Annotated in this window: 29 protein-coding genes; 20 read left to right on the forward strand and 9 right to left on the reverse strand. The window is 36.3% G+C overall.

The genetic code is table 11. The features are described from left to right. Position 1 precedes the first annotated feature (1 nt). The 12 genes from bfmBAB to PLX19_RS02585 all read left to right on the forward strand — a co-directional run bounded on the left by bfmBAB (position 2) and on the right by PLX19_RS02585 (position 9,486). A complete protein-coding gene (bfmBAB, locus tag PLX19_RS02530; protein WP_035429503.1) occupies positions 2 to 985 on the forward strand; it encodes a 3-methyl-2-oxobutanoate dehydrogenase subunit beta in 984 nt (327 codons plus the stop codon). Between the two features lie 15 nt (positions 986 to 1,000). Beyond that, complete coding sequence (locus tag PLX19_RS02535) at positions 1,001 to 2,314, forward strand: dihydrolipoamide acetyltransferase family protein (protein ID WP_272186922.1); 1,314 nt, start codon at positions 1,001 to 1,003, stop codon at positions 2,312 to 2,314. A 253-nt stretch (positions 2,315 to 2,567) separates the two neighbouring features. Beyond that, on the forward strand, positions 2,568 to 3,272 hold the full coding sequence (locus tag PLX19_RS02540) for a DUF421 domain-containing protein (RefSeq protein ID WP_272186923.1): 705 nt from the start codon (positions 2,568 to 2,570) through the stop codon (positions 3,270 to 3,272). A 76-nt stretch (positions 3,273 to 3,348) separates the two neighbouring features. Beyond that, positions 3,349 to 3,810 (forward strand): NUDIX hydrolase, encoded by a 462-nt coding sequence (locus PLX19_RS02545; RefSeq protein WP_272186924.1) that lies wholly within the window; start codon positions 3,349 to 3,351, stop codon positions 3,808 to 3,810. A gap of 140 nt (positions 3,811 to 3,950) precedes the next feature. Further along, on the forward strand, positions 3,951 to 4,358 hold the full coding sequence (locus PLX19_RS02550) for a YjdF family protein (RefSeq protein WP_272186925.1): 408 nt from the start codon (positions 3,951 to 3,953) through the stop codon (positions 4,356 to 4,358). Between the two features lie 152 nt (positions 4,359 to 4,510). Then, positions 4,511 to 4,924 (forward strand): BrxA/BrxB family bacilliredoxin, encoded by a 414-nt coding sequence (locus PLX19_RS02555; RefSeq protein WP_272187008.1) that lies wholly within the window; start codon positions 4,511 to 4,513, stop codon positions 4,922 to 4,924. A 234-nt stretch (positions 4,925 to 5,158) separates the two neighbouring features. Next, entirely contained in the window at positions 5,159 to 5,938 is a 780-nt protein-coding gene (locus PLX19_RS02560) for a transporter substrate-binding domain-containing protein (RefSeq protein WP_272186926.1), read from the forward strand. Between the two features lie 36 nt (positions 5,939 to 5,974). Then, positions 5,975 to 6,634, forward strand: coding sequence for an amino acid ABC transporter permease (locus tag PLX19_RS02565; RefSeq protein ID WP_272186927.1), 660 nt, complete (start codon positions 5,975 to 5,977; stop codon positions 6,632 to 6,634). Then, the gene (locus tag PLX19_RS02570; protein ID WP_272186928.1) at positions 6,627 to 7,349 is read left to right on the forward strand and encodes an amino acid ABC transporter ATP-binding protein; all 723 of its coding nucleotides are present in this window, start codon (positions 6,627 to 6,629) and stop codon (positions 7,347 to 7,349) included. The genes PLX19_RS02565 and PLX19_RS02570 overlap by 8 nt, the downstream gene beginning before the upstream one ends. A 103-nt stretch (positions 7,350 to 7,452) precedes the next feature. Further along, positions 7,453 to 8,421 carry an aromatic acid exporter family protein gene (locus PLX19_RS02575; protein WP_272186929.1) on the forward strand — a complete coding sequence of 323 codons (969 nt, stop codon included), beginning with the start codon at positions 7,453 to 7,455 and terminating at the stop codon, positions 8,419 to 8,421. Between the two features lie 17 nt (positions 8,422 to 8,438). Beyond that, positions 8,439 to 9,026 carry a L,D-transpeptidase gene (locus PLX19_RS02580; protein WP_272186930.1) on the forward strand — a complete coding sequence of 196 codons (588 nt, stop codon included), beginning with the start codon at positions 8,439 to 8,441 and terminating at the stop codon, positions 9,024 to 9,026. Positions 9,027 to 9,246: 220 nt separating this feature from the next. After that, positions 9,247 to 9,486 carry a DUF3894 domain-containing protein gene (locus tag PLX19_RS02585; protein ID WP_272186931.1) on the forward strand — a complete coding sequence of 80 codons (240 nt, stop codon included), beginning with the start codon at positions 9,247 to 9,249 and terminating at the stop codon, positions 9,484 to 9,486. Between the two features lie 25 nt (positions 9,487 to 9,511). Here the strand turns inward: PLX19_RS02585 and prli42 are convergent, their stop codons facing one another. After that, positions 9,512 to 9,604 carry a stressosome-associated protein Prli42 gene (gene prli42 / locus PLX19_RS02590; RefSeq protein WP_090914459.1) on the reverse strand — a complete coding sequence of 31 codons (93 nt, stop codon included), beginning with the start codon at positions 9,602 to 9,604 and terminating at the stop codon, positions 9,512 to 9,514. A 400-nt stretch (positions 9,605 to 10,004) separates the two neighbouring features. Between prli42 and PLX19_RS02595 the strand changes: the two genes are divergently transcribed. Then, positions 10,005 to 11,123: a tripeptidase T gene (locus tag PLX19_RS02595; protein WP_272186932.1), complete on the forward strand. Its 1,119-nt coding sequence runs from the start codon at positions 10,005 to 10,007 to the stop codon at positions 11,121 to 11,123. A gap of 272 nt (positions 11,124 to 11,395) precedes the next feature. On the opposite strand, the gene PLX19_RS02600 is transcribed toward PLX19_RS02595, so the two are convergent. Continuing rightward, on the reverse strand, positions 11,396 to 12,316 hold the full coding sequence (locus PLX19_RS02600; protein WP_272186933.1) for an MBL fold metallo-hydrolase: 921 nt from the start codon (positions 12,314 to 12,316) through the stop codon (positions 11,396 to 11,398). A 361-nt stretch (positions 12,317 to 12,677) separates the two neighbouring features. Here PLX19_RS02600 and PLX19_RS02605 point away from each other — a divergent pair, with 361 nt between their 5' ends. Then, positions 12,678 to 13,916, forward strand: a complete 1,239-nt coding sequence (locus PLX19_RS02605; protein ID WP_272186934.1) for a DNA polymerase IV — start codon at positions 12,678 to 12,680, stop codon at positions 13,914 to 13,916. Positions 13,917 to 14,151: 235 nt separating this feature from the next. Here PLX19_RS02605 and PLX19_RS02610 read toward each other — a convergent pair whose 3' ends face one another. Together PLX19_RS02610 and PLX19_RS02615 are read right to left on the reverse strand one after the other, a co-directional pair. After that, positions 14,152 to 14,439 (reverse strand): hypothetical protein, encoded by a 288-nt coding sequence (locus PLX19_RS02610; RefSeq protein ID WP_272186935.1) that lies wholly within the window; start codon positions 14,437 to 14,439, stop codon positions 14,152 to 14,154. Positions 14,440 to 14,710: 271 nt separating this feature from the next. Continuing rightward, on the reverse strand, positions 14,711 to 14,959 hold the full coding sequence (locus tag PLX19_RS02615; protein WP_272186936.1) for a DUF3932 family protein: 249 nt from the start codon (positions 14,957 to 14,959) through the stop codon (positions 14,711 to 14,713). A gap of 169 nt (positions 14,960 to 15,128) precedes the next feature. On the opposite strand from PLX19_RS02615, the gene rnz reads away from it, so the two are divergent. The 3 genes from rnz to sdaAA all read left to right on the forward strand — a co-directional run bounded on the left by rnz (position 15,129) and on the right by sdaAA (position 17,971). Next, complete coding sequence (gene rnz / locus PLX19_RS02620) at positions 15,129 to 16,052, forward strand: ribonuclease Z (RefSeq protein WP_272186937.1); 924 nt, start codon at positions 15,129 to 15,131, stop codon at positions 16,050 to 16,052. Between the two features lie 362 nt (positions 16,053 to 16,414). Next, positions 16,415 to 17,074 carry an L-serine ammonia-lyase, iron-sulfur-dependent subunit beta gene (sdaAB, locus tag PLX19_RS02625; protein WP_272186938.1) on the forward strand — a complete coding sequence of 220 codons (660 nt, stop codon included), beginning with the start codon at positions 16,415 to 16,417 and terminating at the stop codon, positions 17,072 to 17,074. Between the two features lie 18 nt (positions 17,075 to 17,092). After that, on the forward strand, positions 17,093 to 17,971 hold the full coding sequence (gene sdaAA / locus PLX19_RS02630; RefSeq protein WP_272186939.1) for an L-serine ammonia-lyase, iron-sulfur-dependent, subunit alpha: 879 nt from the start codon (positions 17,093 to 17,095) through the stop codon (positions 17,969 to 17,971). 32 nt (positions 17,972 to 18,003) lie between these two features. On the opposite strand, the gene proI is transcribed toward sdaAA, so the two are convergent. Next, entirely contained in the window at positions 18,004 to 18,843 is an 840-nt protein-coding gene (gene proI, locus PLX19_RS02635) for a pyrroline-5-carboxylate reductase ProI (protein ID WP_272186940.1), read from the reverse strand. Between the two features lie 174 nt (positions 18,844 to 19,017). Between proI and PLX19_RS02640 the strand changes: the two genes are divergently transcribed. Both PLX19_RS02640 and PLX19_RS02645 read left to right on the forward strand, forming a co-directional pair. Further along, positions 19,018 to 19,968 (forward strand): MBL fold metallo-hydrolase, encoded by a 951-nt coding sequence (locus PLX19_RS02640; RefSeq protein ID WP_272186941.1) that lies wholly within the window; start codon positions 19,018 to 19,020, stop codon positions 19,966 to 19,968. A gap of 9 nt (positions 19,969 to 19,977) precedes the next feature. Next, on the forward strand, positions 19,978 to 20,772 hold the full coding sequence (locus tag PLX19_RS02645) for an SDR family oxidoreductase (RefSeq protein ID WP_272186942.1): 795 nt from the start codon (positions 19,978 to 19,980) through the stop codon (positions 20,770 to 20,772). A gap of 165 nt (positions 20,773 to 20,937) precedes the next feature. On the opposite strand, the gene PLX19_RS02650 is transcribed toward PLX19_RS02645, so the two are convergent. The 4 genes from PLX19_RS02650 to PLX19_RS02665 all read right to left on the reverse strand — a co-directional run bounded on the left by PLX19_RS02650 (position 20,938) and on the right by PLX19_RS02665 (position 23,827). Next, positions 20,938 to 22,203 carry an FtsW/RodA/SpoVE family cell cycle protein gene (locus tag PLX19_RS02650; protein ID WP_272186943.1) on the reverse strand — a complete coding sequence of 422 codons (1,266 nt, stop codon included), beginning with the start codon at positions 22,201 to 22,203 and terminating at the stop codon, positions 20,938 to 20,940. Positions 22,204 to 22,210: 7 nt separating this feature from the next. Beyond that, complete coding sequence (locus PLX19_RS02655; protein ID WP_272186944.1) at positions 22,211 to 22,618, reverse strand: PadR family transcriptional regulator; 408 nt, start codon at positions 22,616 to 22,618, stop codon at positions 22,211 to 22,213. Between the two features lie 4 nt (positions 22,619 to 22,622). After that, entirely contained in the window at positions 22,623 to 23,156 is a 534-nt protein-coding gene (locus PLX19_RS02660; protein WP_272186945.1) for a sigma-70 family RNA polymerase sigma factor, read from the reverse strand. Positions 23,157 to 23,641: 485 nt separating this feature from the next. Continuing rightward, positions 23,642 to 23,827: a YqzH family protein gene (locus PLX19_RS02665; RefSeq protein WP_272186946.1), complete on the reverse strand. Its 186-nt coding sequence runs from the start codon at positions 23,825 to 23,827 to the stop codon at positions 23,642 to 23,644. Positions 23,828 to 24,061: 234 nt separating this feature from the next. Here PLX19_RS02665 and argC point away from each other — a divergent pair, with 234 nt between their 5' ends. Continuing rightward, positions 24,062 to 25,099, forward strand: coding sequence for an N-acetyl-gamma-glutamyl-phosphate reductase (gene argC / locus PLX19_RS02670; RefSeq protein ID WP_272186947.1), 1,038 nt, complete (start codon positions 24,062 to 24,064; stop codon positions 25,097 to 25,099). Positions 25,100 to 25,102: the final 3 nt, after the last annotated feature.

The following is a 25,102-nucleotide window of genomic DNA, read 5'->3' on the forward strand; positions in this document are numbered from 1 at the left end:
CATGGCTGTAATGTCTTATATTGACGCGATTACATTAGCAATGCGCGAAGAAATGGAACGCGATGAGAAAGTATTTGTATTAGGAGAAGACGTTGGTAAAAAAGGCGGCGTATTTAAAGCGACAAACGGATTGTATGATCAATTTGGTGAGATGCGCGCACTTGATACACCACTTGCAGAATCTGCAATTGCTGGGGTAGCAATTGGTGCAGCGATGTATGGAATGCGCCCAATTGCAGAAATGCAATTTGCTGATTTCATTATGCCAGCGGTGAACCAAATTGTTTCCGAAGCAGCAAAAATTCGTTATCGCTCTAACAATGATTGGACTTGTCCGGTAACAATCCGTGCACCATTTGGCGGCGGTGTTCATGGTGCATTGTATCATTCTCAGTCTGTAGAAGCGCTTTTTGCGAACCAACCTGGTTTAAAAATTGTAATTCCTTCTACACCATATGATGCAAAAGGTTTATTAAAAGCAGCAATTCGTGATGAAGATCCAGTATTGTTCTTTGAACATAAACGTGCATATCGCTTAATTAAAGGTGAAGTGCCGGAAGATGATTATGTATTACCAATTGGAAAAGCAGACGTAAAACGTGAAGGTGACGACATTACTGTTATCACATACGGATTATGTGTACACTTTGCTCTTCAAGCTGCTGAAAAATTAGCACAAGATGGCATCTCTGCTCACGTTCTTGATTTACGTACTGTATATCCGTTAGATAAGGAAGCAATTATTGAAGCAGCTTCAAAAACAGGTAAAGTTCTTCTTGTAACGGAAGATAATAAAGAAGGAAGCATTATGAGTGAAGTAGCGGCAATTATCGCAGAAAATTGCTTATTTGATCTTGATGCACCAATTGCTCGTCTTGCAGGTCCAGACGTTCCAGCAATGCCATATGCACCAACAATGGAGAAATTCTTTATGGTGAATCCAGATAAAGTGGAAAAAGCAATGCGTGAACTTGCGGAATTTTAATCGGGGGGACTATACATGGCTGTAGAAAAAATTACAATGCCTCAGCTTGGGGAGAGTGTAACAGAGGGTACAATTAGTAAATGGCTTGTTTCTGTTGGTGATCACGTAAATAAATATGATCCGCTTGCAGAAGTAATGACAGATAAAGTAAACGCAGAAGTACCTTCCTCTTTCAGCGGGGTTGTTACAGAATTAATCGCTGGCGAAGGTGATACACTAGCTGTCGGTGAAGTGATTTGTATGATTCAAGTTGAAGGGGCAAATGAAGTAGCTGCAACAGCTGTAGAAGAGAAAACGAAAGAGGCGCCAAAAGCAGAGGTAGTTGCACCGCTATCCGTACCGAAAGCAAAGCAACCAACTGATGGTAAACCACGTTTTTCACCAGCTGTATTAAAGCTTGCAGGTGAACATAATATTGACCTAGATGCAGTAGTAGGTACAGGAGCAAATGGTCGTATTACGCGTAAAGATATTTTAACATTAGTTGAATCTGGCAATATTCCACAAGCAGGTGCGAAGAAAGAAGCTGCACCAATTACACAAGAAGCACCAAAAGCAGCAGCTACACCAGCACCAGCAGCACCAAAAGTAGAAGCGGTAAAACCGGTATCTGTACCAACAATGCCAGGAGATATTGAAATCCCAGTGACTGGTGTTCGTAAAGCAATTGCTGCAAACATGCTGCGCAGTAAGCATGAAGCACCACACGCGTGGATGATGATTGAAGTGGATGTAACAGATCTTGTTTCATACCGTAATTCAATTAAAGGTGAATTTAAAAAGCGTGAAGGCTTTAATTTAACATTCTTCGCATTCTTCGTAAAAGCTGTTGCACAGGCTTTAAAAGAATACCCACAAATTAATTCTATGTGGGCTGGCGATAAAATTGTTCAGAAGAAAGATATTAACCTTTCTATCGCCGTTGCAACTGACGATGAATTATTCGTTCCAGTTATTAAGCATGCTGATGAGAAAACAATTAAAGGTATCGCTCGTGAAATTACTGAACTTGCAACAAAAGTACGTACGAAATCATTAAAAGCTGACGAAATGCAAGGTGGAACATTTACGATTAATAACACAGGGTCATTTGGTTCTGTTCAATCTATGGGTATTATTAACTATCCACAAGCAGCAATTTTACAAGTAGAATCTATCGTGAAACGTCCAGTAATTATGGATAACGGTATGTTCGGTGCACGTGATATGGTTAACTTATGCCTATCTCTTGACCACCGCGTATTAGACGGATTCATTTGCGGTAAGTTCTTAGGACGCGTAAAAGAAATTCTTGAAAATACATCTGCAGATAATACTTCTGTATATTAATGATAAAAAAGCTCGCCAATTGGCGGGCTTTTTTTTGTGTATATAAATTCACTTTAATTTTGGGTCATATAAGTTACTGCATGCAGAATACAACATACCCTGCACTCGCCCATCTAAAAAAGAGGTTTTTAGATGTCATTTTCCTCCTTTTTATATACTGAGTTACAGTTGAAACTTTATAATGTTTTTTACATAGACAATATAATTAAACACAAACTAAAAGGAGGAATTTAATTAAGGGGTGCCATCTATTATGTATATGCACATATTTGAAGGCGCAAAGCATCTTTCGAGTTTCGAGTGGGTGCTCCGTGCTATAGTGGCATATATGTTTTTAATTATTGTGGCAAAAGCGATGGGACAACGCTCTATTGCCCAGCTTCGTTTTTTAGATCTTATTCTCGTGCTATTATTAGAGGGAAATCTAACGAATGCATTGTCTGATGAAAAAGTAGGTCTTTTGGGTTCTATGATTACATCGTTTATTCTCGTCATACTTCATATAGTAAGTTCTATTTTGACATTAAAGTGGGATCGGTGGAGACGGTTTTTAGAGCCTGCACCAATTATTCTTATACATAATGGTTCCGTTCAGTTTAATAATTTAAAGAAAGCGCGGATTACAGTCGAGTATTTATTTTCCGAGCTAAGATTGCAAGGTATTACAGATATTCAAACAGTAAAACTAGCTTTATGGGAAGCAAGTGGGGTTGTTTCTGTATTTCAATATGCGGCACATGAAACAGTGTCTCGAAAAGATATGAAAATATACGTAGAACAATCACCTATTACATTTATCTTAATAAAGAATGGGAATATTCAAAAGGATGTTCTCGCTTTAATAGAAAAAACAGAGGAGTGGGTAAACGACGAGTTAAAGCAGAAAGTGCCGATTCAATCGATTCAATTAGCAACGATAGATGAAAAGGGACAAATAAATATTTTGCTTAAAAAGTAAAAAAATGATCATTTTTCCATTTTATACATATGATACAATGGTGTGGACAAGGAAATAAAAAGAAAGGTTTGTTGAAATGGGATATGTGGAGGAATTACGGAAAGTAGTTGGTCATCGCCCGTTAATTTTAGTCGGTTCAGTTGTTCTTGTATTGAATAAAGATGGGGAAGTGTTATTACAACAAAGACAAGAACCGCATGGAAAATGGGGCCTTCCTGGTGGATTAATGGAGCTGCGGGAGTCACCAGAAGAAACTGCATACCGTGAAGTATATGAAGAGACAGGCGTTCATGTGAAGAATTTGCAGCTTATTAATGTGTTCTCAGGTGCAAACCATTTTGTGAAACTAGAAAACGGTGACGAGTTTCAAGCAGTAACGACTGCCTATTATACGCATGATTATGAAGGAGAACCTACTGTAAACAAAGAGGAAGCAATACAATTAAAGTTTTTTTCGATTACAGAATTACCAGAGTATATTGTAGGATCGCATAAAAGAATGGTTGAAGTATATACAGAAATGATACAGAATAAGTAAAAAATGTAATATAATAGTGATGGAGATGCAAAAATACAGTTCCGGTTGGTAGTCCGGACGCATAATTTTTTTTATGTCAATAACCTTCCCCTCCGGGATGTCCAGCATTTCTGAATATGCTTGTAAAGGAGGGACTGTCAGTGAAATTGACAGTATATCATGACGGTCAGTATTTTGTAGGAATGATTGAGCGAGAAGAAAAAGGGAAGTTGTATGCAGTACGGCACATTTTTGGTGCTGAACCGTCTGATGAAGAAGTGTTTTTGTTTGTAAATGATACGTTATTACCGTATTTTAATCGTTATGCGAAATGCGGAGTAGAAATGAAACAGCAAAAGCGTCCGAAAAATGTAAAACGCATGATTCGGCAAGCAGCAAGGGAATTAAAAACTTCAAAGTTTACGAAAGCACAAGAAGCTATTCAGTTATCGTATGAAGTGCAAAAAAAAGAGAAGCAAGTGCAATCGAAAGAAATGCGAGAAATGGAAAAGCGGAAAAAACGTGCCTTAAAAGTGCAAAAAGCGAAACAGAAACATCGTGGTCATTAAGAAAAACGTCTTCGAGCAAGGTCTCGAAGACGTTTTTTAGTGAAACATGGCTACAAAGCAAGTAAGTTTACTTGTATTTTAGAAATGGTTATTGGTAAGATACAGATAGAGATATGTGAGGAGGGAAAGCTTTGATTAACTTTAACTTTTTTATGAATGACGTTGTTCGTCAAGCACGTGAAGAAATCGTAGCAGCTGGTTATACAGAATTAACAACGCCGGAAGCTGTAGATGAAGCATTGCAAAAGAAAGGTACAACACTTGTAATGATAAATTCTGTATGCGGCTGTGCAGGGGGAATTGCGCGTCCAGCAGCAGCTCATTCTATTCATTATGATAAACGTCCAGATTACCTAGTTACTGTGTTTGCAGGTCAAGATAAAGAGGCAACAGCACGTGCTCGTGAATATTTTGAGGGATATCCACCATCTTCTCCATCGTTTGCACTATTGAAAGATGGAAAGATTGTAACGATGGTTGAGCGTCATGAGATTGAAGGTCATGACCCAATGCAAGTTATCGCGAAATTACAATCGTACTTTGAAGAACATTGTGATGAAATGTAATATACGTTTTTAGAACCGTTAAGAATATAATCTTAACGGTTCTTTTTTATGTATAATACAAGTTTTTTATGCATATAATTATGCAGTGTATATTAATTAATTTCTGTTATGGAAAGAAAAATAAATTTATTTTTATTTTATTTATTGCATAAAAATCAATATGTTGCTACAATACATTCATCGAATAAAAATTCTATAAAACAAATAAATATACATTAACTAGGAGGGAAAGTAATGAAGAAGTTTTTATCAATTTCAGTTGCACTTATTTTAATCATGAGTATATTCACTGCTTGTAGTAAGGGTGGAAATGCAGGAAGTGAAAATAAAAAGAAAGTGTTAGTTATGGGAACGTCTGCAGATTACAAACCGTATGAATATGTCGATGCAAAAAAGAGTGAAGATATTATCGGTTTCGATATCGATGTTATGAACTATATTAGTAAAGAATTAGGTTATAAAGTAAAAATTAAAGATATGGATTTTGGTGGACTGTTAGCATCATTAGAGGCTGGAAAAGTTGACTTTGTTATGGCGGGAATGACGCCGACAGCAGAGCGTAAGAAAAATGCTGATTTTACAGATATTTATTTTGTTGCTAAAAATGTAATCATCTCTAAACAAGGTGCAAATATTAGAACATTGCAAGATCTACAAGGGAAAAAAGTAGGAGTGCAAACAGGATCTATCCAAGAAGAAAAGGCGAAAGATTTACAAAAACAAGTATCGTTCCAATCTGAAGGACGTGATCGTGTACCAGAACTTATTCAAGAAATTCAAGCAGGGCGTTTTGATGCAATTATTTTAGAAGATACAGTAGCAAAAGGATATTTAGAAAAAAATAAAGAGTTAAACAGTGTGGAAATTCCAGAAGCTGCAGATGAAGCTGGTTCAGCGATTGCGCTTCCGAAAAATAGTGATAAGACAGCGGAGTTTAATAAAGTAATTAAGAAAATGAAAGAAAATGGAGAAATGGATAAATTAGTGAAGAAATGGTTTGGCGGCGCGAAATAAGCCGCCTTTCCTTCTTCTAGGGAGGATTGACTTAGGATGAACTTGGATTTTTCGCAAATAACGCCTTCAATACCATATATATTAAAGGGCTTAGAAGTTACATTAAAAATTGTTGTTGTTGCTTCTTTGCTTGGTTTTGCGCTAGGGACGCTATTAGCGCTTTGTAAAATTGCTAGGATAAAAGTTTTAAGTATAATTGCTGATTTTTATACATCCCTTTTTCGCGGTACACCTCTTGTACTACAATTAATGCTTATTTATTACGGTCTTCCGCAAATTACAGGTTATGATATTTCGGCATTTTTAGCAGCAGTGTTAGCATTTAGCTTAAATTCAGGTGCATACATGTCAGAAGTGATTCGTGCGGGAATTCAGGCAGTTGATAAAGGACAAACAGAAGCGGCAATGGCACTTGGTATCCCATATGGTAAGATGATGCGAAATATAATTTTACCACAAGCATTAAAAAATATTTTACCTGCATTAGTAAATGAATTTGTTACATTAACGAAAGAGTCCGCGGTTGTTACTGTAATCGGTGCAACAGACTTAATGCGCCGTGCGTATATTGTTGGGGGCGAGACATTGTCTTATTTTGAACCGCTTTTATTTGTCGGTATGATTTATTACATTCTTGTTATTATTCTTACATTCATTGGGAAAGCAGTTGAAGGGAGAATGAAGAAAAGTGATTAAAATAAATGACCTTCACAAATCATTTGGAAATAATGAAGTATTAAAAGGGATCACAACAACAATTGGACAAGGTGAAGTGGTCGCAATTATTGGGCCGTCTGGATCAGGGAAATCAACGTTTTTACGTTGCATGAATTTATTAGAAGAACCATCTGGCGGACAAATTTGGATTGATGATCAGGATGTAACGAATCCGGATACAAATATTATGGAAGTTCGTCAGCATGTTGGAATGGTGTTTCAACATTTTCACTTATTTCCTCATATGACAGTGCTAGAAAATATAACGTATGCTCCTCTTACTGTAAAAGGTACTGCGAAGGAAGAAGCAATAAAAAAAGCTGAAGAATTATTAGAAAAAGTTGGATTACTTGAGAAAAAGGATGCTTATCCAAATCGCCTTTCGGGTGGACAAAAACAGCGTGTTGCAATTGCAAGAGCATTAGCGATGGAACCGGACGTTATGCTATTTGATGAACCGACTTCAGCACTAGATCCAGAAATGGTAAAAGAAGTATTAGAAGTTATGAAATCTCTTGCAACGACAGGAATGACAATGGCAATCGTTACGCACGAAATGGGTTTTGCAAAAGAAGTAGCCGATCGTGTTCTCTTTTTAGATGGTGGGAAACTTGTAGAAGATGCGAAGCCAGAGGAATTTTTTACAACTCCGGAAAGCAAACGTGCTCAAGAATTTTTGCGAAAAATGTTGTAACATGTAAACGTTACGTGAATAATAAGGGAAAAAGGATGACATTTTGTCATCCTTTTCTTTATACTTATGTTGAAAGTAGTTCGTACATAATAGGAGCGTTAACATGTTTAAAATTGGATATCGAACAGTGAAAACAGCAGTTGGAACTGCCTTGGCTGTGTGGATTGCTCAATTACTTCATTTGGAATTTAGTAGCACGGCCGGAATTCTTGTCATTTTATGTGTACAAAATACAAAAAGAAAATCATTAGAAGTATCTATCCATCGCTTTGTAGCTTGTTTACTTTCTATGGTGTTTGCTTTTTTTATTTTTGAATCGATAGGCTATACACCGTTAACACTTGGAATTTTATTACTTTTGTTTATTCCAAGTGCAGTTATGCTTAAGATTCAAGAGGGGATTGTTACAAGCTCTGTTATTGTTTTTCATTTATATTCACTGCAAAAAATTACATGGCCCATTGTTGGAAATGAGATTGCAATTTTAACGGTTGGAATTAGTGTTGCTTTGCTAATTAATTTGTATATGCCAAGCGTTGAAGGTGAGCTAAAAGAGTATCAACAAAAAGTGGAATTTAATTTTAAGACGATTCTATTTGAAATGGCTGCCTATTTAAGAAATCGTGAAAGTGTGTGGAATGGAAAAGAGCTTATTGAAACAGAAACATTACTTGAGAAGGCAAAAGAGTTGTCTTTTATAAAGCTGGAAAATCAGTTTATGCGTGAAGATGATTATTACTATCGTTATTTTCAAATGCGTCAGCAACAGTTCGAAATTTTAGAAAGAGTTATGCCGCTAGTTGCTTCGTTATCTTGGTCATATGAACAAGCGGGTATGGTGGCGGATGTAATTGAAAATGTCGGGAATGGCATTCGCCCAGAAAGTACAGGGGTTATATCATTAAGACAGCTTCAAGAGATGCGAGAAATCTTTCGAGAAATGCCGCTTCCAGAAACACGAGAAGAATTTGAAACGCGTGCTAAGCTCGTTCAGCTCGTCTATGAAATAGAGCAATTTTTACTCATTAAAAGTCGATTTATAGGGAAATATAACATTAAAGAATTAATATAAGAAGGACGGAATGAGGTATGTCATATCTTCTTTCATTCATATTATGTATTTCCCTATCACCCCTTTGGCCGCTCGGTGATAATCCGCGTGTTGGCGATCCGCTTATTATCGTCAATAAACAAACGAACCAACTTGCATATATTCAGGATGGAAAGATACAAAATACATTTCCGGTCGCAACAGGTAAAACGAATGATTTAACGCCAGAAGGTACATTTGATGTTGTGATGAAGGTGAAAAATCCGTATTATATTGCGAAGAATATCCCAGGTGGTTCACCGGCAAATCCGCTCGGTTCAAGATGGATAGGTTTTAATGCCAGGGGTACTGATGGTAGTAAATATGGGATACACGGAACAAATCAGCCAAGCTCCATTGGCAAGTATGTTTCGCAAGGGTGTATTCGAATGCATAAACAAGATGTAGAGTATTTGTACGATCGTATTCCGATTGGTACAAAAGTATGGATTGTGAAATCAAAAAAATCATTTGAGCAGCTTGCGAAAGAAAAGGGTGCAATTGCTTACGAAGAAAGCCAGCAGTATCTGTTGGCTTTTTATTATATTATATCTTGTCTTGACATGTGTTCATATAACATGCGTTAATGATGATAACATAAAGTGAAACTTCCCTCAGTGGGGGGAGCTTCATCCCCACAATGAGGATTAGTTGAACCAACCGGGCTTTTACAGGCAGTTTCTTCCTTGTTTCTCTCTGAAGTCTTACTGCCCGTTAAAGCGGGATAAAGTGAAATTTTCATCAGGAGAACTGGTACTACTCGTGAATACAGTATAAATAAAGATTATGTAAAAAGGAGTTGCTGTTATGTATACGAATCTTAGACTACCATACATTCAGTTCTTAATTGGTGCTCTTGCAATTATTACTTTCATATTGGCAACTTTTAATATATGTCCATTTTCATTAGCTGTCTTTTCTATTGCTCTTCTTAATTTTACTTTTGCACTAAGTGCTTATTATGAGCAACAATATCCAAACTTTGTTCTCTCACTAGGAATGGGAATTGCATTTAGTATTGCAGGACTTATTATTATGGCAACATAAAAGGGGGAGAATATTCCCCCTTTTTTTACCAAAACATGCTTATGCCAGTAAGCAGTGTTGTAACAAGCATTGAAATTAACATGACATAAACCATAATTTTTTGCATTTTTTTACTCATACATAGATCCTCCTTGCGAATCTTTTCAATCTTATTGTATATACAAACGAAATTTGGTACAAGGGTCTATTATGAGACATTTTCTACATAAGTTCATTTTAACCTTTCAACATATAGGTCTTTGCTATGTAGCAATAAAACAAGATTTGTACTTGCGTTCTCCTTTTGTTTTAATCCTTGCATGTGGCAGAAAAAGGTTCTGACCCCTTCTATGTACAACCAAATGCTCTTGCTCCCTTAAAAAGAGTTTTTTAATCTGTAAAATTTGAATTCAATTAGCAGAGATAAAGAAAGCTTCAACTAATTAAAATTTCACTTTATATATCTTCTCCTTCGAAACTTTTACAGAATTCTGTTATAATAGTCATTGTTACATACATAACGCAGGAGGCGTATTCTCATGATTAATCAAGAACGTTTAGTGAATGAATTTATGGAACTTGTGCAAGTGGACTCTGAAACAAAATACGAAGCTGAGATTTGCAAAGTGTTAAAAGAAAAATTCTCTTCTTTAGGCGTTGAAGTATTTGAAGATGATACAATGGGTGTGACTGGTCACGGGGCTGGTAACTTAGTTTGTACATTACCAGCAACAAAAGAAGGCGTAGATACAATCTACTTTACTTCTCATATGGATACAGTTGTTCCTGGTAAAGGAATTAAGCCTTCAATTCAAGATGGTTATATCGTATCTGACGGTACAACAATTTTAGGTGCTGATGATAAAGCTGGACTTGCATCTATGTTTGAAGCAATTCGCGTGTTAAAAGAGAAGAATATAACGCACGGAAAAATAGAATTTATCATTACAGTTGGTGAAGAATCTGGTCTTGTTGGTGCAAAAGCATTAGATCGTGAACGCATTACAGCGAAATATGGTTATGCATTAGATAGCGATGGAAAAGTTGGAGAAATCGTTGTTGCAGCACCAACGCAAGCGAAAGTAAATGCAATTATTCGCGGGAAAACAGCTCACGCTGGTGTAGCACCAGAAAAAGGTGTATCTGCAATTACAATTGCAGCAAAATCTATTGCAAAAATGCCACTTGGCCGCATTGATTCTGAAACAACTGCGAATATCGGTCGTTTTGAAGGTGGTACACAAACAAATATCGTTTGTGACTATGTAGAAATCTTTGCTGAAGCACGTTCTTTAGTAGACGAAAAAATGCAAGAGCAAGTTCGCAAAATGAAAGAAGCATTTGAATCTACTGCTAAAGAAATGGGCGGGGAAGCAGAAGTAGAAGTAAAAGTAATGTACCCAGGATTTAAATTTGCTGATGGCGACCACGTTGTAGAAGTTGCAAAACGTGCTGCTGAAAAAATCGGCCGTACACCATCTCTTCACCAAAGCGGTGGCGGTAGCGATGCAAACGTAATTGCGGGTCACGGTATTCCAACAGTAAACTTAGCAGTTGGTTATGAAGAAATTCATACAACAAACGAAAAAATACCTGTTGAAGAACTAGTGAAAACAGCAGAGATGGTTGTTGCAATTATTGAAGAAGTAGCGAAGTAATCAAAGAATCGACCAAGTTGAAACGCATGGGTGAAATTACCCATGCGTTTTTTTATTGCTTTACGTAAATGGTTTTTAGCCATATAAATACAAGCTGAAAAAACGACATATAAACCCCTTTCAAGAGCAGTTGGTCATGCATAGTAGCGGTCACAGGGCCTTTTCCTGCCACGTACGAAGTTTTAAAACAAAGGAGGCAGACAAGTGCAGACCAATTTGTTTCTCTATAGCAACGGCATTTACGTCGAAAAAATAAAATGGATGTATATAGCTTAACAATGCAAAAGCTCTTTTAGTGTTTTTATATTTTGGTGATAGATTTGCGGAGACGGCCAATTTTTGTAGTCGTTAGGCAATTGAAGCGTTTCGATCTCGTTTTTTTCTTGCACAATGGAAGTTAAGTTATGTATATAATCGATTACTTGTAAGAAATTGATATTTGTACCAACCGAACCATGACCTGGTATTGCTATATCAATATCCATCTTTTCAACCTCTTTTAAAATCTGAATCCATCTTTGTGGATTTGATTCTTCGAAAAATGTGGGATGACAATCAACAAATAATAAATCACCCATGAATATCACTCTATCCTCTGGAATATACAACATAGCATCGCAAAGGGAATGTCCCCCTCCTAATGTGAAAAGCTTTGCGCTACGTTTCGTCCCACGGAACATAACTCCATCTTTAAGAGTTTGTTGTGGTAACGTTAACTCTAGTGTAGGTAATGAGATTTCTAACTCACTTAAAAAGTTAATTTGATCTTCTAAGTTCCTATCATAAGTTTGCGTTAATTGGTCCTTTAAAGATCGAATATAATTTCTTAGGCCATCAATATCATTTTTTTGTTTACTGATTCGTGATGGATGAGCGATTTTCATTTCGTCATATGTCATTTGGCTTGAAATAATGGTGCTACCCTTAAACGTTTGGTTCCCTCGAATATGGTCTCCGTGCCAATGACTGTTGATTACCCACGTAACGGGCTGATTTGCTATCGTTTCTGCTGCGTATTTTAAATCCAGAGAAGCTTGTTGTGTATTAAATGTATCAAAAACAATAGTTGTACCCCCTAAATCAATAAATCCAGCATTTGCTGCAGCACCGCCACCTTCTTTTACAATTGCCGCATATATCCCGTTACGAATTTTTTCGAGCTTAAAATGTTTGCTATTAAATTCTTTATTCATTTTCTTCTCTCCTTAAGAGTGTTCGTTATTTTGATTCTATTGCCTTTACAAGACGGATAAACCAGTATAGAAAAATCTATGGAAGAATGTACAGAGTTGAAAATGACAATAAAGATGAAAGAAGTACGTGGGTATCAACGCCTATGATTGGAAGTAGGAAATAAATGAGTAACAAAAATAAAATGGCTAGTAAAGTTAGATAAAGAGGTTTTAGATGTGTAGTCATTTTTTCTCTTTGACCTCCTTGTAATTTCAATGTTGACATACTTCTATATAGTAACGATTTCATTCTTTCAAATATTGATTTTTTTATAAGTTTTTTGGTAAAATAAGAACAAATGTTCCTTTGGTGGTGAGAAAGATGCGTGAAATGTATCCGAAAAATGGTCGTGTCATTTTGCATGTTGATATGAATTGTTTTTATGCATCTGTTGAAATTGCCCGTGATGCATCGTTGCAAGGAAAACCATTAGCGATAGCCGGTAATGTGAAAGAACGAAAAGGTATTATTGTAACGTGTAGTTATGAAGCAAGAGCGAAAGGAGTTCGTGCAACAATGCCTGTTTGGGAAGCGAAGCGGTTATGCCCAGAACTCATTGTAAAGCATCCAAACTTTGAGTTATATAGGGAGGCTTCTTTTGCGTTGTTTCAAATTCTGGCACGGTTTACAGAAAAAATTCAACCTGTTTCAATTGATGAAGGATATTTGGATATAACAGATTGCTACGGGCTTGGTTCGCCTCTAGAAATTGCTCAAATGATTCAACAAACATTACTTGCAGAATTACAGCTTCCGTGCAGCATTGGGATTGCTCCGAACTTATTTCTAGCCAAAACTGCCTCTGATATGAAGAAGCCGCTAGGTATTACAGTACTTCGTAAACGTGATATACAAGATATGCTATGGCCGCTTCCAGTTGGAAAAATGCATGGAATTGGAAGGAAAACAGCAGAAAAGTTAAAAGGTGTACATATACATACGATTGGAGATTTAGCTACTGGAAAAGCTTCTATTATTCGTTCTGTAATCGGAAATCATGGATTGGATTTACAAAAGCGTGCAAATGGTATCGATAATAGAGAAGTTGACCCAAGTCAAATGGGGCAGTATAAAACGATCGGAAATTCTATAACGCTGCCAAAAGATGTAGACGAGGAGCAGGAGGTGTTAAGTACGTTAGAGCACTTGTCTCAATCTGTTAGTCGAAGATTACAAAAACGTACGCTTGTTGCATATAATATTCAAATTACGATTAAATACTATAATCGCCGAACGATTACGCGGAGTAAAATGTTAGATAATGCAATTTGGGAATGGGCCGATATTTTTCAGGCGACAATACGGTTATGGAAAAAACATTGGGATGGTGATCCTGTTCGATTACTTGGAATTACTGCTTGTGAATTAGAATGGAAAACAGAAGCGATTAAGCAGCTTGATTTATTTTCATTTGAAGAAGATGCGAAGGCAGAACCGCTTTTGACAGTGATGGAGCAATTAAATAATAAATATGGAGAGAAGGTTATTCAGCACGGTAGTCAATTGTTTCGGCAACAGGAGAGAACATTTCAACAAAAATTAGAGAATAAATTCACGTGAAAAGTTCGTATGTACGTATACATAAGTTGAAAAACGACATAAAAACCCTTTTCTTTTTATAGGAGGACGAGAGCATCTGGCGGTGCATAGAAGCGATGTATATGTCGGAAAATTAAAATGCATTTATATAAAACAAAATCTCGCAGGTGGTATCTTCTGCGAGATTTTTAGTACGCTTGTTCTTCTTAAGAAATGTAATAAATTTTTTATTCGTGTTTGGTTAATATTAGTTATACTAGTATTTTTTTTTGTTATTTGGAGTTATTTCATTAGCAATTTCCATATTAGCCAAATTTAAATTTGTTGGCATGGTTGTCCTATTTTTCAGGCCTCGGAATAACAGCTGGAATGATCTCATCATATTGAACTTTCGGCTTGCTGCTACCCCAAAAACTGTTCCTATACCTAGTAAAGAAATCCAAATCCAATTTCTATTATTTCGTCTAGTTCCAAACAATTGAAACACTCGCTGCGTTCCTCTTCCAAAATTGAATAATGATGTAAACCAATTTAAAATATTCATGTTCGACTCCTTGTGAAAAAATTAGAGATGGATAATTAACTCCATTCCCTATGGTTTATATTGTTGATATTTATAGGGATTTATGATGGGAACTTATGTTAATCATTTATATTCCACTTGCCTAAATATTTTTTCGAAAATGAAAAAAGGTAACGGGGGCAGCATCAATGGTTTTTGTATAATTGATTTGTGTGTCTAAGTACTGCATTTCATCGATATTTCCTATTCATATAAACATAAAAAGGCATCGGAAGCCGATACCTTTTTATGTTTATATAGAATGATTTTCGTAAATTACAATGTCTGTATTGGTTGGAGTAGAGATGCGTTGTGCATAATATGTGACGGAAGAAGGGATATATGCTGGTATGGGTTGAACTGTATGCAATGCTATATATTTATGAATTAATTCTTTTAATGTAGACCACTGTAATTCTGATGGTGTTTCAGAAATAAATAAACTTACCCAACGATCAAAAGAAGAGGAGACGTCAGTTTGTAAACGAAATGCTTCTTTCATTGTTTTAGCCACCTTCTATAAATGATAGTATTATTTTACTACAAGACACGAATGGATGTTAGTGTTTGTTTTATATAAACATTCAAATTTCATACGGGGTTAATTTGCCATTTTTGTTTATATTTCGTAAGATAACAATAGAGATTATGAAATGCTTGGAGGATGCAACGTGGAATTTGTGTTTTTAGGAACAGGAGCTGGTGTTCCTGCAAAGGGAAGAAATGTATCAGCGATAGCTTTGCAATTATTGGAAGAGAGAGGTGCAACGTGGTTATTTGATTGCGGCGAGGCAACGCAGCATCAAATTTTACATACATCAGTGCGTCCGCGTCGCATTGAAAAAATATTTATTACACACTTACATGGTGATCACATTTTTGGATTACCTGGCTTACTAGGAAGCCGTTCTTTTCAAGGAGGAACAACGCCGTTAACTGTATATGGACCAAAAGGGATTAAACAGTTTGTTGAAGTTGCCTTGGCAGTGAGTACAACACATGTGAAATATCCACTTGAGATTATTGAAATTACCGAAGAAGGTACTGTATATGAAGATAAGCAATTTCTTGTGGAAACGAAGCGATTGTCGCACGGTATTGAATGCTTTGGTTATCGCATTGTAGAAAAAGATATTCCAGGGCATCTTCTTGTAGATAGATTATTCGAAGAAGGGGTTAAACCAGGGCCACTCTTTAAGCGATTAAAAGATGGGGAAACGGTAGAGCTTGAGGATGGACGTGTACTTTGTGGACAGGATTTTATCGGGCCACCACAAAAAGGAAGAATTATTACAATCTTAGGAGATACACGTTATTGTGAAGCGAGTATTCAATTAGCACAAGATGCTGATGTACTTGTGCATGAAGCGACGTTCGGTGCGGAAGATTCACAGCAGGCTCACGATTATTATCATTCTACAACCGAACAAGCGGCAAATATTGCGCTGCAAGCAAATGTGAAACAAATGATTTTAACTCATATTAGTTCTCGTTATCAAGGGGAAACGTGTACAATCCTTCTCGAAGAAGCCAGGGAAGTATTTCCAAATACGGAAATTGCAGCGGATTTAAAACATTTTCTCGTATCAAGATAATGAAAAGAACAATGATAGAGGTATCAAATACATCTGTCATTGTTTTTTTTATTTTAAGAATAAAATCCTTCCTTAATTTGAAATATTAAAAAATTTAAATTCTGTCAAAAAAGAGATATAATGAAAGCGTATTCATTTTTGCTGTACAGTATAAGTTTATACTTTGTTGGCTTTTGTAAAAAATGTAGTAAATCAAAAAGTGACAAGAGAGCTCTTATATATTATGATAGCTGATGGTGTGTATCAGTTTATTAAGTGGATTCTATAAATTTATTCGTACATATAGAAAAGCAAAGAAAGCAGCAACTTAATAGATTATTAGTAAGTAACTTTTTCATAATGAAGATTTAGGGGGAACTGTTATGAAATATCGTTCAGTTTTTGACATTATTGGTCCAGTTATGATCGGACCATCTAGTTCGCATACAGCAGGTGCAGCAAGAATGGGGCAAGTTGCTCGTCAGCTGTTTCGTCATGAACCTGAGAAAATTATCATTTCGTTATACGGTTCGTTTGCGAAAACATATCGAGGTCATGGAACTGATGTAGCACTTGTTGGGGGAATATTAGGATTCGAAACGGATGATCCTCGTATTCCACAAGCGCTTGAAATTGCAAAGGAGCGCGGAATTGACGTTACGTTTATTGAAGAAGAAGCGCAAGCAGTCCATCCAAATACAGCGAAACTTCGTTTGTATAAAGGTGAGGATGAAATTGAAGTTGTTGCTTGTTCAATTGGCGGCGGGAAAATTGAAGTTGTGGAGCTCAATGGATTTGATTTGCAATTAACAGGTACAAGTCCGGCGCTTCTAATTGTAAATAATGACCGTTTCGGAACAATTGCTTCTGTTACATCTATTCTTGCGAAGCACGAAATTAATATTAGTATGATGAGTGTTTCACGTAAGGAAAAAGGAAGAAAAGCGTTAATGGTTATTGAAACGGATGAGTTGTTAGCAGATAAAATTATTGATGAAATTAAAGCGCAGCAAAATATTTGCCAAGTAACAATTATGGACTAATAGCAGGGGGGAAACAACATGTTTCGGAATGTAGCGGAACTAGTTGCACAAGCAGAAGAGAAAAATGTGAAAATCGCAGAGATTATGATTCAGTGTGAAATGGAAACAAGAAACCTTTCTCGTGAAGAAGTAATCGCTGGTATGGAAAAAAACTTAGTTGTAATGGAAAAAGCAGTTGAGCGCGGAATTCAAGGTGTGAAATCTCCGACTGGACTTACTGGTGGAGATGCAGTGAAAGTACAGGCGTATATGAAAAGTGGAAAAGGTTTGTCCGGGGATACAATTTTAGATGCAGTAAGTAAAGCTGTCGCAACGAATGAAGTAAATGCTGCAATGGGGATTATTTGTGCAACGCCAACAGCTGGTTCTGCGGGGACGGTACCAGGTGTACTATTTGCATTAAAAGAAAAATTAAACCCTACGCGTGAAGAAATGATTGAATTTCTATTTACAGCTGGTGCATTTGGTATGGTTGTAGCGAACAATGCTTGCATTGCCGGGGCAGCTGGTGGGTGTCAAGCGGAAGTCGGTTCAGCAAGTGGGATGGCGGCTGCAGCTGCTGTTGAAATGGCTGGAGGTACACAAAAGCAAGCAGCAACAGCAATGAGTATTGCACTTAAAAATATGCTTGGGTTAGTATGCGATCCTGTTGCAGGGCTTGTAGAAGTACCATGTGTAAAACGTAACGCAGCTGGTGCATCAAATGCGATGATTGCAGCTGATTTATCATTAGCTGGTGTAACGAGTATCATCCCGTGTGATGAAGTTATTGAAGCAATGTATCGCATCGGACAAACGATGCCAAGTGCGCTTCGTGAAACAGCAGAAGGCGGTCTTGCTGCAACGCCGACAGGACGTCGTTTGCAGGAAGAAATTTTTGGAAAGAAAAGTGAATAAGAGAAAAACCTTGCTTATGCAGCAAGGTTTTTTTATTGTTTATTTACAAACTTCTCTAACGTTTCACCAAGCTCGTGAGAACGTTTTGTTGCTTCTGTTATACATTGAATAAGTGCTTCCTGAAATTGAAAGCTTTTCAATACTTCAATGCCAGCTTCTGTCGTTCCTCCTGGCGATGTAATTTCTTTTCTTAATATAGAAGGATGCTTTTCGTTTGTTTTTAACATCTCTGCGGCGCCAATCATTGTTTGGAGAATTAGTGATTTTGCAACAGTTTCCTCTAAGCCGATTTGTTTTGCTGCGTTTTCCATTGCTTCCACAACGTAATAAATATAAGCTGGACCGCTGCCTGATAAAGCAGTAACAGCATGCATATGCTTTTCTTCTACAACAGACACAAGGCCAATTGTTTCAAAAAGCGTTTTTGCGAGCATAATATGTTCTTCTTTTGCATGAATAGAAGGAGAAATGGCAGTAGCGGATTTTAAAATTGCTGATGATGTATTTGGCATTGCCCTAATAATAGGAACATTTTTTTTCAGTAAATTGACAATGGATGTCGTAGATACGCCGGCTAGTAATGAAATGATTAGTTGATTGTTTGTAATATAATCTCGTAATGGAGTAAGAGCTTCCACGACATCTTTTGGTTTCATTGCCAAAAATATAATATCAGCGTGAGCAATTAGCTCTTTTTTATCATGGGTACCATGTACACCGTAACGGTGATGCAACTCTTCTAGTCTTGTTTTATTAGAGTGGTTACTAACAGCAATTTGTTCTCCTTTTACAACTTGGGCTTGTAATAATCCAGCAATTGTAGCTTCGGCAATTGAGCCTGCACCGACAAAAGCGATTTTTTGTAATGACATGATGTGTCCCCCTTTTACTATGCATATGAGAATAACTTACTTAAATTTACATACATTCGGCTTTTCGTAGAAAACCCCTTCTTTTTATCTGAAAATAATGACAAATTTTCTTGTTAGATGTAAACTGAAGGAAGATTCATTTTTTGAAACGGAGAAACAGAGGGGGCATATAGTATGACAGTTATTCATAGATTGGAAATTCCTGTTCCGTTTGCGGTAGAAATCGTTAATGTTTTTTTAGTGGAGGGAGAAACACTTACATTAATTGATACAGGAACGAATACAGAAGAAGCGAGACTTGCATTAGAGAAGCAACTACATGCACTAGGATATAAGGTAGAAGATATTGAAACAGTTGTGCTGACACACCACCATGCAGATCATTGCGGATTATTGGATATATTCTCTAGTCAAACAAACATTGTGGGCCATCCGTGGAATGAACCGTGGATTACACAGGATCCGCAATTTCTAAAGCGATATCATCAATTCTTCTTAGAAGAATCTAGACAATTTGGAGTTCCAGAAACATTTTTAAAACAAAGTGCATCGTTAATGAAAACAATGATTTACTCTTGTAAACGTTCACTTACACATACGGTAAGAGAAGGAGATAGCATTGCTTCGTTGCCGGAATTTACAGTGATTGAAACGCCAGGGCATGCGTCTACCCATATTTCTTTATACCGCGAAAAGGATGGATTGTTAATTGGAGGTGATGCCTTAATTGGACATATTTCTTCTAATCCAATTCTAGAACCACCATATGAAGGAGAAACAGAACGAGCGAAACCGATGCTGCAGTATAATGAAACATTAAAGCGCTTAGCTAATATGAATATTTCACGTGTTTTACCAGGGCATGGGGAAGATGTTACTGATGTGAAAAAATTAGTAAATGAGCGTCTACAAAAACAAGAGGCGCGTGCTCTTAAAGTGTTAAATTTATTAAAGGAACAACCGATGACAGCATTTGAAGTATGCGTCAAACTATTTCCGGTGCTATATGAAAAGCAGTTACCGCTTATAATCTCTGAAACAGTTGGACAATTAGACTTTTTAGCATATAATCAACAGGTGATGATTGATAAGTCATCAGAGAAATGGATTTACTATGCAAAGTAGGTGACAGCCATGAATAGGCGTTTACAAGATAAAGTAATCGTCATAACAGGAGCTTCAAGCGGAATTGGGGAAGAGTTAGCGATGCAAGCAGCAGAGCGCGGTGCAATCCCTGTACTAATCGCTCGTACAGAAGAAAAGTTACGGGCGCTCAAACAAAAAATTGAAACCATGTATCGTACTTCTTGTCATTATTATGTTTTGGATGTAAGTAATGAAGAAGAAGTGGAACTTGTTTTTACACAATTGCTTCAAGATATAGGACGTATTGATATATTAGTCAATAATGCTGGTTTTGGTGTGTTTAAAACGTTTGTTGATGCATCCGTACAAGAAGTTAAAGATATGTTTGATGTAAATGTATTCGGTTTAGTAGCGTGTACGAAAGCAGTTTTACCTTATATGATCGAACAAAATAGTGGCCATATTGTGAATATTGCTTCACTAGCAGGGAAAATTGCAACGCCGAAATCAAGTGCATATGCAGCAACGAAACATGCGGTGTTAGGGTTTACAAATAGCTTGCGTATGGAACTTGCAAATACAAACATTACTGTAACAGCAGTTAATCCGGGGCCAATTGATACAAACTTCCATACGATAGCTGATGAATCTGGTACATACGTAAAAAGTGTCCAGCATTACATATTGAAACCATATTATGTAGCGCAGCAAATTGTAAAAGCGATTGAAACAAAAAAACGTGAAGTGAATTTACCGAAATGGATGAGTTTAGGACCAATTGTCTTTTCCTTATTTCCTGGTTTATTCGAACGTGTTGCTGGAAAATCATTAAGTAAAAAATAGGGAATTCTCTATTTGAGAATCTCCTATTTTTTGTTGATTAAATCTTCTATGGATGATACTAATTCAGTATTTTCTTTGTAATAATATCCGTTAATTTTAGAAGTCGTGAAACTACCTACTTGTTCGTTTTTGTTAAATTAATTTAAAGAAATTTTGGATTCAATTCTAAATGAAACTACTTGATATCAAATTTTTACGTCGATACACACTTAACACGATACCCATTAAAAACGCATGAAACAGAGTTGGTATCAATCCGTAGCTAATAAAAGGCAAGGATATAGAAGCAATCGGTAATAAACCTATGATCATGCCAACGTTATAAATGAACTGAACTACAAAAAGAGTCATTCCACCAACAAGAAGCAATTTACCATAATGATCATTTATTTTATAAGATATGACCATTATCCTTGCTACAAAAAGAGAAAGAATCAAGACAAGGATAAGTGCAAACAAATAACCATAATAGTAAGTCAAACTTGCAAACACAAAATCAGTATGTGCAGCCTGAATGAACCCCATTTTTCCAGTTGCACCAAACCACCCCGCTGACGACATTAACTCTTTTAAACGTAAATACATATAACCTGGACCGTCTGCGTAATTTTCTGGGTTTAAAAACCCTAAAATTCTAGCCAAATGGGGGCCCTTTACTGAGGGGCGAAAAAACAATTCACCGATGATAGATAAACAAATTGGTACAACTGTAATTATCAGTGCCTTTTTCTTACCTAACTTACTCCACCAAAGCATAACAAATACCATCATGATATAGATAAAGGTTGTTGAAAGACTTGGTATAGTTAAGAATAGACACAAAGAAAACAAGTACAAAATCCCAAGATGCCAAACCTTTAACCTACTATTATTAAAAAAAGAAGCCCAAGCTAGAAAAAAAAATGGTACAGCCATTAAACATCCAATTGTAATGGGACCAATTTTTATTAACGATTCTCCATACATTGAAGTGTTTGGAAAATAGCTTATCATTAACAGAATGAGTACTCCGATTGTGTAAAACAGCCATCCCATTCTCTCTAATTTCCGATAATCAATCATCATCATTCCAAAAGCCGTCGCAACACCGAGAATAACGAATATCACTTTATTGATTAGTAAATCATTCGTATGTCCAAGAGCTACAACTGGCAAGAAACCTAGCCCCAAAGCAGTCACTAATAAAATAATAATCAACCAATCAACCTTTGGCTTATGAAGTTTGTTAAGTTCTTGACCAAGTTTGATTGGACTTCCCATTTGTTCAACTGCCTTGTCTTCAGCAACTTTCTCACTTAACCCTTTCTCTATCCACATATTCTTCGCCTGTTTCAAGTGAAAATCTAGTTCAGTTGCCACGAGGTTCTTCGCTTCTTTTGATTTAATATGATTGGTAACTTCTTTTAAAAAACGATCCTCTTTTTTATTCAAATTTGTCTCACCCCTGTACTAATCCTTTTAATATAAATCGTGCCTTTGTAGAATTTTTTTCTGCCTTTCGTAGCATCTTTCTTCCCTTATCATTTAATTGATAATATTTAGCTCCTGAATGATCCCAACTTGATTGGATAAAATGATTCTGTTCTAGACGATGTAATAAGGTGTACAAAAAGCCTTCATTTCCTTCGAATTTTTGAATCCCTCTCCCCCGTAATAGCTGCGCTAATTCATATCCTGTTTTTTCATGAATGAGAAGTTGTAAAACTGCTAAAAGGGTATCTTCTTCATTTTCGCATGGTTTATTGATTTTTTCGTAAACCTGCTTTCGATACTGATCAGAAAAACTCAAATGTTTAAAAGTTGTATTTTCCATTGATTTTCGTAGGCCCTTTAATCGATCTTCCATTTGATTATTCCTCCAATCTTTTCTTCAAGAGTTCCTTGGCTCTTTTCAGTCTTGTTTTTATCGTGTTTTCCTTCACTTCTATTACCATAGCAATATCTTTGATTGGCAATTCTTCAAAATAAAAGAGATAAATCACTTCTCGATATTTTATTGGCAAATTCATTACTGCAGAAGCCAGCCTACGATCCTCATCATTTTGAATAACTTTCTGTTCAACACTTTCTTTTTGAACCCCAGTATACGTAGATTCATTTTCTGCGACGATTACCTTTTTGTTATACCAACTTTTTATATAGTCCTTACAATGATTAATGGCAATTTTCCACAACCATGTTCTTAACTTCGATTTTCCCTTGTATGTATGAAGAGATTTATAACATTTAACAAATATATCTTGGGTTAAGTCCTCAGAGACCTCTTTATTATTTACATATGAATAAACAAGCTGTAAGATCTCCTGTCCATACTTGTTCATTATCTCATCTATAAGGGCCTCTTTATCTTCTATTTCAAATACCTCTGCTGTTAATTCATCCACATCAGTTCCTCCTTCCAATTTATTAGACGACGTACTCCATTAAAAAGTTTTTTAATTCCTAAAAAAAACGGTTGGCAATGTCCATACCGTTTTGTTAAAACTATCTTTATTCCAAGTTTAATTTTGCTTTACTAAAAATAAATCTCTTATTTTAACAAAGGCATATCCCTTTTGGTTTTCTAAATAATTCTCTACCCTAATTTCTTATTTTACTCCATGAAATTCATTATCCTGCCACCGTTCGTTTAATAAGACTTACTCAATGGAATGACCCGATTATTGAACAAAGAAATACTCTACAAAATGGGTCTTTTTATCAAACTTTTTTACAAATTATCAAACTTTATTTTAAATTAACAATTAGAAGGGAGTGGAAGAAGATAGGTAGGGAATAACTGCTGGCATGTGCCCGATTGTGCGGGATTTTCATTAGTGGGGGATGAAAAAACACTGATGGAAGTTTCAATTTATAAATTTCACACTCTTTACGATAACGTAATGTATTCATACACGACATCTTCTACAGCCTCATATAAATCAATTTCCGCATTGTTAGAAATAATACTTTGAATACGTTCTATGAGCATTTCGTAGTCTTCTTGTGAAGTTGGCGTACATTGATATTGTTGAAAACTTTTTGTAATCATTTTTTCGATTAATTTTTCACTCATGATTTTTCTCACCTATATGTGTATATGTATTGTTTTTATTGTACTTGAATTTGATAAGAAAATCTCTACATCTTCGTTTGTGCATAAAAATTCATTTGTTATAAAAGTTTTATTAGTAAAATGACCTTGTAATGTTATTTTTTTATTGTTTATAAATTTATAAATATTTAATTGACTCTATAAATATACAATACTATAATCGTATTTAAATCTAAAAGGTAATGAGGAGGAATTATGAAAGCGGCAATTATTGGAGCGACTGGATACGGGGGGCTTGAGCTTTTACGATTATTAACACATCACCAAAGCTTTACAGTGACATCGTTACATTCTTTTTCGCAAATTGGAGAGGTTATGACAACACCATATCCTCATTTATCTACTTTTGTTTCTCATACATTAGCCGAGGTAGATGTTGAAGGGATTGCGAAAGAAGCGGATCTTGTATTTTTAGCAACGCCGGCTGGGGTGTCAGCAAATTTAACTCCGAGTTTACTAGAGGCTGGTGTAAGAGTAATTGATTTATCAGGAGATTTTCGAATTCGAAAACCGGCTATATATGAAGAGTGGTATAAAAAAACAGCCGCCAAAGAAGAAATATTACAACAAGCAGTGTACGGATTAACGGAGTGGAAAAAAAGCGAAATCGCAACTGCAAATTTAATTGCAAATCCAGGATGTTATGCAACAGGGGCTTTGCTGGCGGCAGCTCCATTAGTAAAAAACGGAATCATTGCAGTGGATTCCCTTATTATTGATGCGAAATCGGGAGTTTCTGGAGCAGGAAAGACACCGACAAATATGACGCACTTCCCGGAAATTCACGATAATTTATTTATTTATAAAGTAAATGAACATCAGCATATCCCGGAAATTGAGCAAATTTTGCAAGAATGGGATGAGAACATGAAACCAATCACGTTTAGCACACATCTGATTCCGATTACGAGAGGGATTATGGTCACGCTTTATGCAAAGGCGAAGCAGGAGATAACAGATGCTGTGCTTCAGCAAGTTTATGAGGAAAGTTATTGTCATTCACCGTTTGTAAGAATACGAGAAAAGGGAGTTTTTCCAAGTCCGAAAGAAGTAAGGGGATCTAACTTTTGTGACATCGGAACGGCTTATGATAAACGAACGGGACGAATTACGATTGTAGCAGTCATTGATAATGTAATGAAGGGTGCAGCTGGGCAAGCTGTGCAAAATGCAAATATATTAGCAGGGGTGGAAGAGACGGAGAACTTACACTTTATGCCGTTGTATCCGTAAGGG

This window comes from Bacillus sp. BP-3 (assembly GCF_028401955.1).
Classification (GTDB): Bacteria; Bacillota; Bacilli; order Bacillales; family Bacillaceae_G; genus Bacillus_A.

What these genes read in the sequence shown, in the direction of transcription:
- bfmBAB (WP_035429503.1), top strand. Translation starts at nt 2, where the DNA reads ATGGCTGTAATGTCTTATATTGACGCGATTACATTAGCAATGCGCGAA.
- PLX19_RS02535 (WP_272186922.1), top strand. Translation starts at nt 1,001, where the DNA reads ATGGCTGTAGAAAAAATTACAATGCCTCAGCTTGGGGAGAGTGTAACA.
- PLX19_RS02540 (WP_272186923.1), top strand. Translation starts at nt 2,568, where the DNA reads ATGTATATGCACATATTTGAAGGCGCAAAGCATCTTTCGAGTTTCGAG.
- PLX19_RS02545 (WP_272186924.1), top strand. Translation starts at nt 3,349, where the DNA reads ATGGGATATGTGGAGGAATTACGGAAAGTAGTTGGTCATCGCCCGTTA.
- PLX19_RS02555 (WP_272187008.1), top strand. Translation starts at nt 4,511, where the DNA reads ATGAATGACGTTGTTCGTCAAGCACGTGAAGAAATCGTAGCAGCTGGT.
- PLX19_RS02560 (WP_272186926.1), top strand. Translation starts at nt 5,159, where the DNA reads ATGAAGAAGTTTTTATCAATTTCAGTTGCACTTATTTTAATCATGAGT.
- PLX19_RS02565 (WP_272186927.1), top strand. Translation starts at nt 5,975, where the DNA reads ATGAACTTGGATTTTTCGCAAATAACGCCTTCAATACCATATATATTA.
- PLX19_RS02575 (WP_272186929.1), top strand. Translation starts at nt 7,453, where the DNA reads ATGTTTAAAATTGGATATCGAACAGTGAAAACAGCAGTTGGAACTGCC.
- PLX19_RS02580 (WP_272186930.1), top strand. Translation starts at nt 8,439, where the DNA reads ATGTCATATCTTCTTTCATTCATATTATGTATTTCCCTATCACCCCTT.
- PLX19_RS02585 (WP_272186931.1), top strand. Translation starts at nt 9,247, where the DNA reads ATGTATACGAATCTTAGACTACCATACATTCAGTTCTTAATTGGTGCT.
- prli42 (WP_090914459.1), bottom strand. Translation starts at nt 9,604, where the DNA reads ATGAGTAAAAAAATGCAAAAAATTATGGTTTATGTCATGTTAATTTCA.
- PLX19_RS02595 (WP_272186932.1), top strand. Translation starts at nt 10,005, where the DNA reads ATGATTAATCAAGAACGTTTAGTGAATGAATTTATGGAACTTGTGCAA.
- PLX19_RS02600 (WP_272186933.1), bottom strand. Translation starts at nt 12,316, where the DNA reads ATGAATAAAGAATTTAATAGCAAACATTTTAAGCTCGAAAAAATTCGT.
- PLX19_RS02605 (WP_272186934.1), top strand. Translation starts at nt 12,678, where the DNA reads ATGCGTGAAATGTATCCGAAAAATGGTCGTGTCATTTTGCATGTTGAT.
- PLX19_RS02610 (WP_272186935.1), bottom strand. Translation starts at nt 14,439, where the DNA reads ATGAATATTTTAAATTGGTTTACATCATTATTCAATTTTGGAAGAGGA.
- PLX19_RS02615 (WP_272186936.1), bottom strand. Translation starts at nt 14,959, where the DNA reads ATGAAAGAAGCATTTCGTTTACAAACTGACGTCTCCTCTTCTTTTGAT.
- sdaAB (WP_272186938.1), top strand. Translation starts at nt 16,415, where the DNA reads ATGAAATATCGTTCAGTTTTTGACATTATTGGTCCAGTTATGATCGGA.
- sdaAA (WP_272186939.1), top strand. Translation starts at nt 17,093, where the DNA reads ATGTTTCGGAATGTAGCGGAACTAGTTGCACAAGCAGAAGAGAAAAAT.
- proI (WP_272186940.1), bottom strand. Translation starts at nt 18,843, where the DNA reads ATGTCATTACAAAAAATCGCTTTTGTCGGTGCAGGCTCAATTGCCGAA.
- PLX19_RS02640 (WP_272186941.1), top strand. Translation starts at nt 19,018, where the DNA reads ATGACAGTTATTCATAGATTGGAAATTCCTGTTCCGTTTGCGGTAGAA.
- PLX19_RS02645 (WP_272186942.1), top strand. Translation starts at nt 19,978, where the DNA reads ATGAATAGGCGTTTACAAGATAAAGTAATCGTCATAACAGGAGCTTCA.
- PLX19_RS02655 (WP_272186944.1), bottom strand. Translation starts at nt 22,618, where the DNA reads ATGGAAGATCGATTAAAGGGCCTACGAAAATCAATGGAAAATACAACT.
- PLX19_RS02665 (WP_272186946.1), bottom strand. Translation starts at nt 23,827, where the DNA reads ATGAGTGAAAAATTAATCGAAAAAATGATTACAAAAAGTTTTCAACAA.
- argC (WP_272186947.1), top strand. Translation starts at nt 24,062, where the DNA reads ATGAAAGCGGCAATTATTGGAGCGACTGGATACGGGGGGCTTGAGCTT.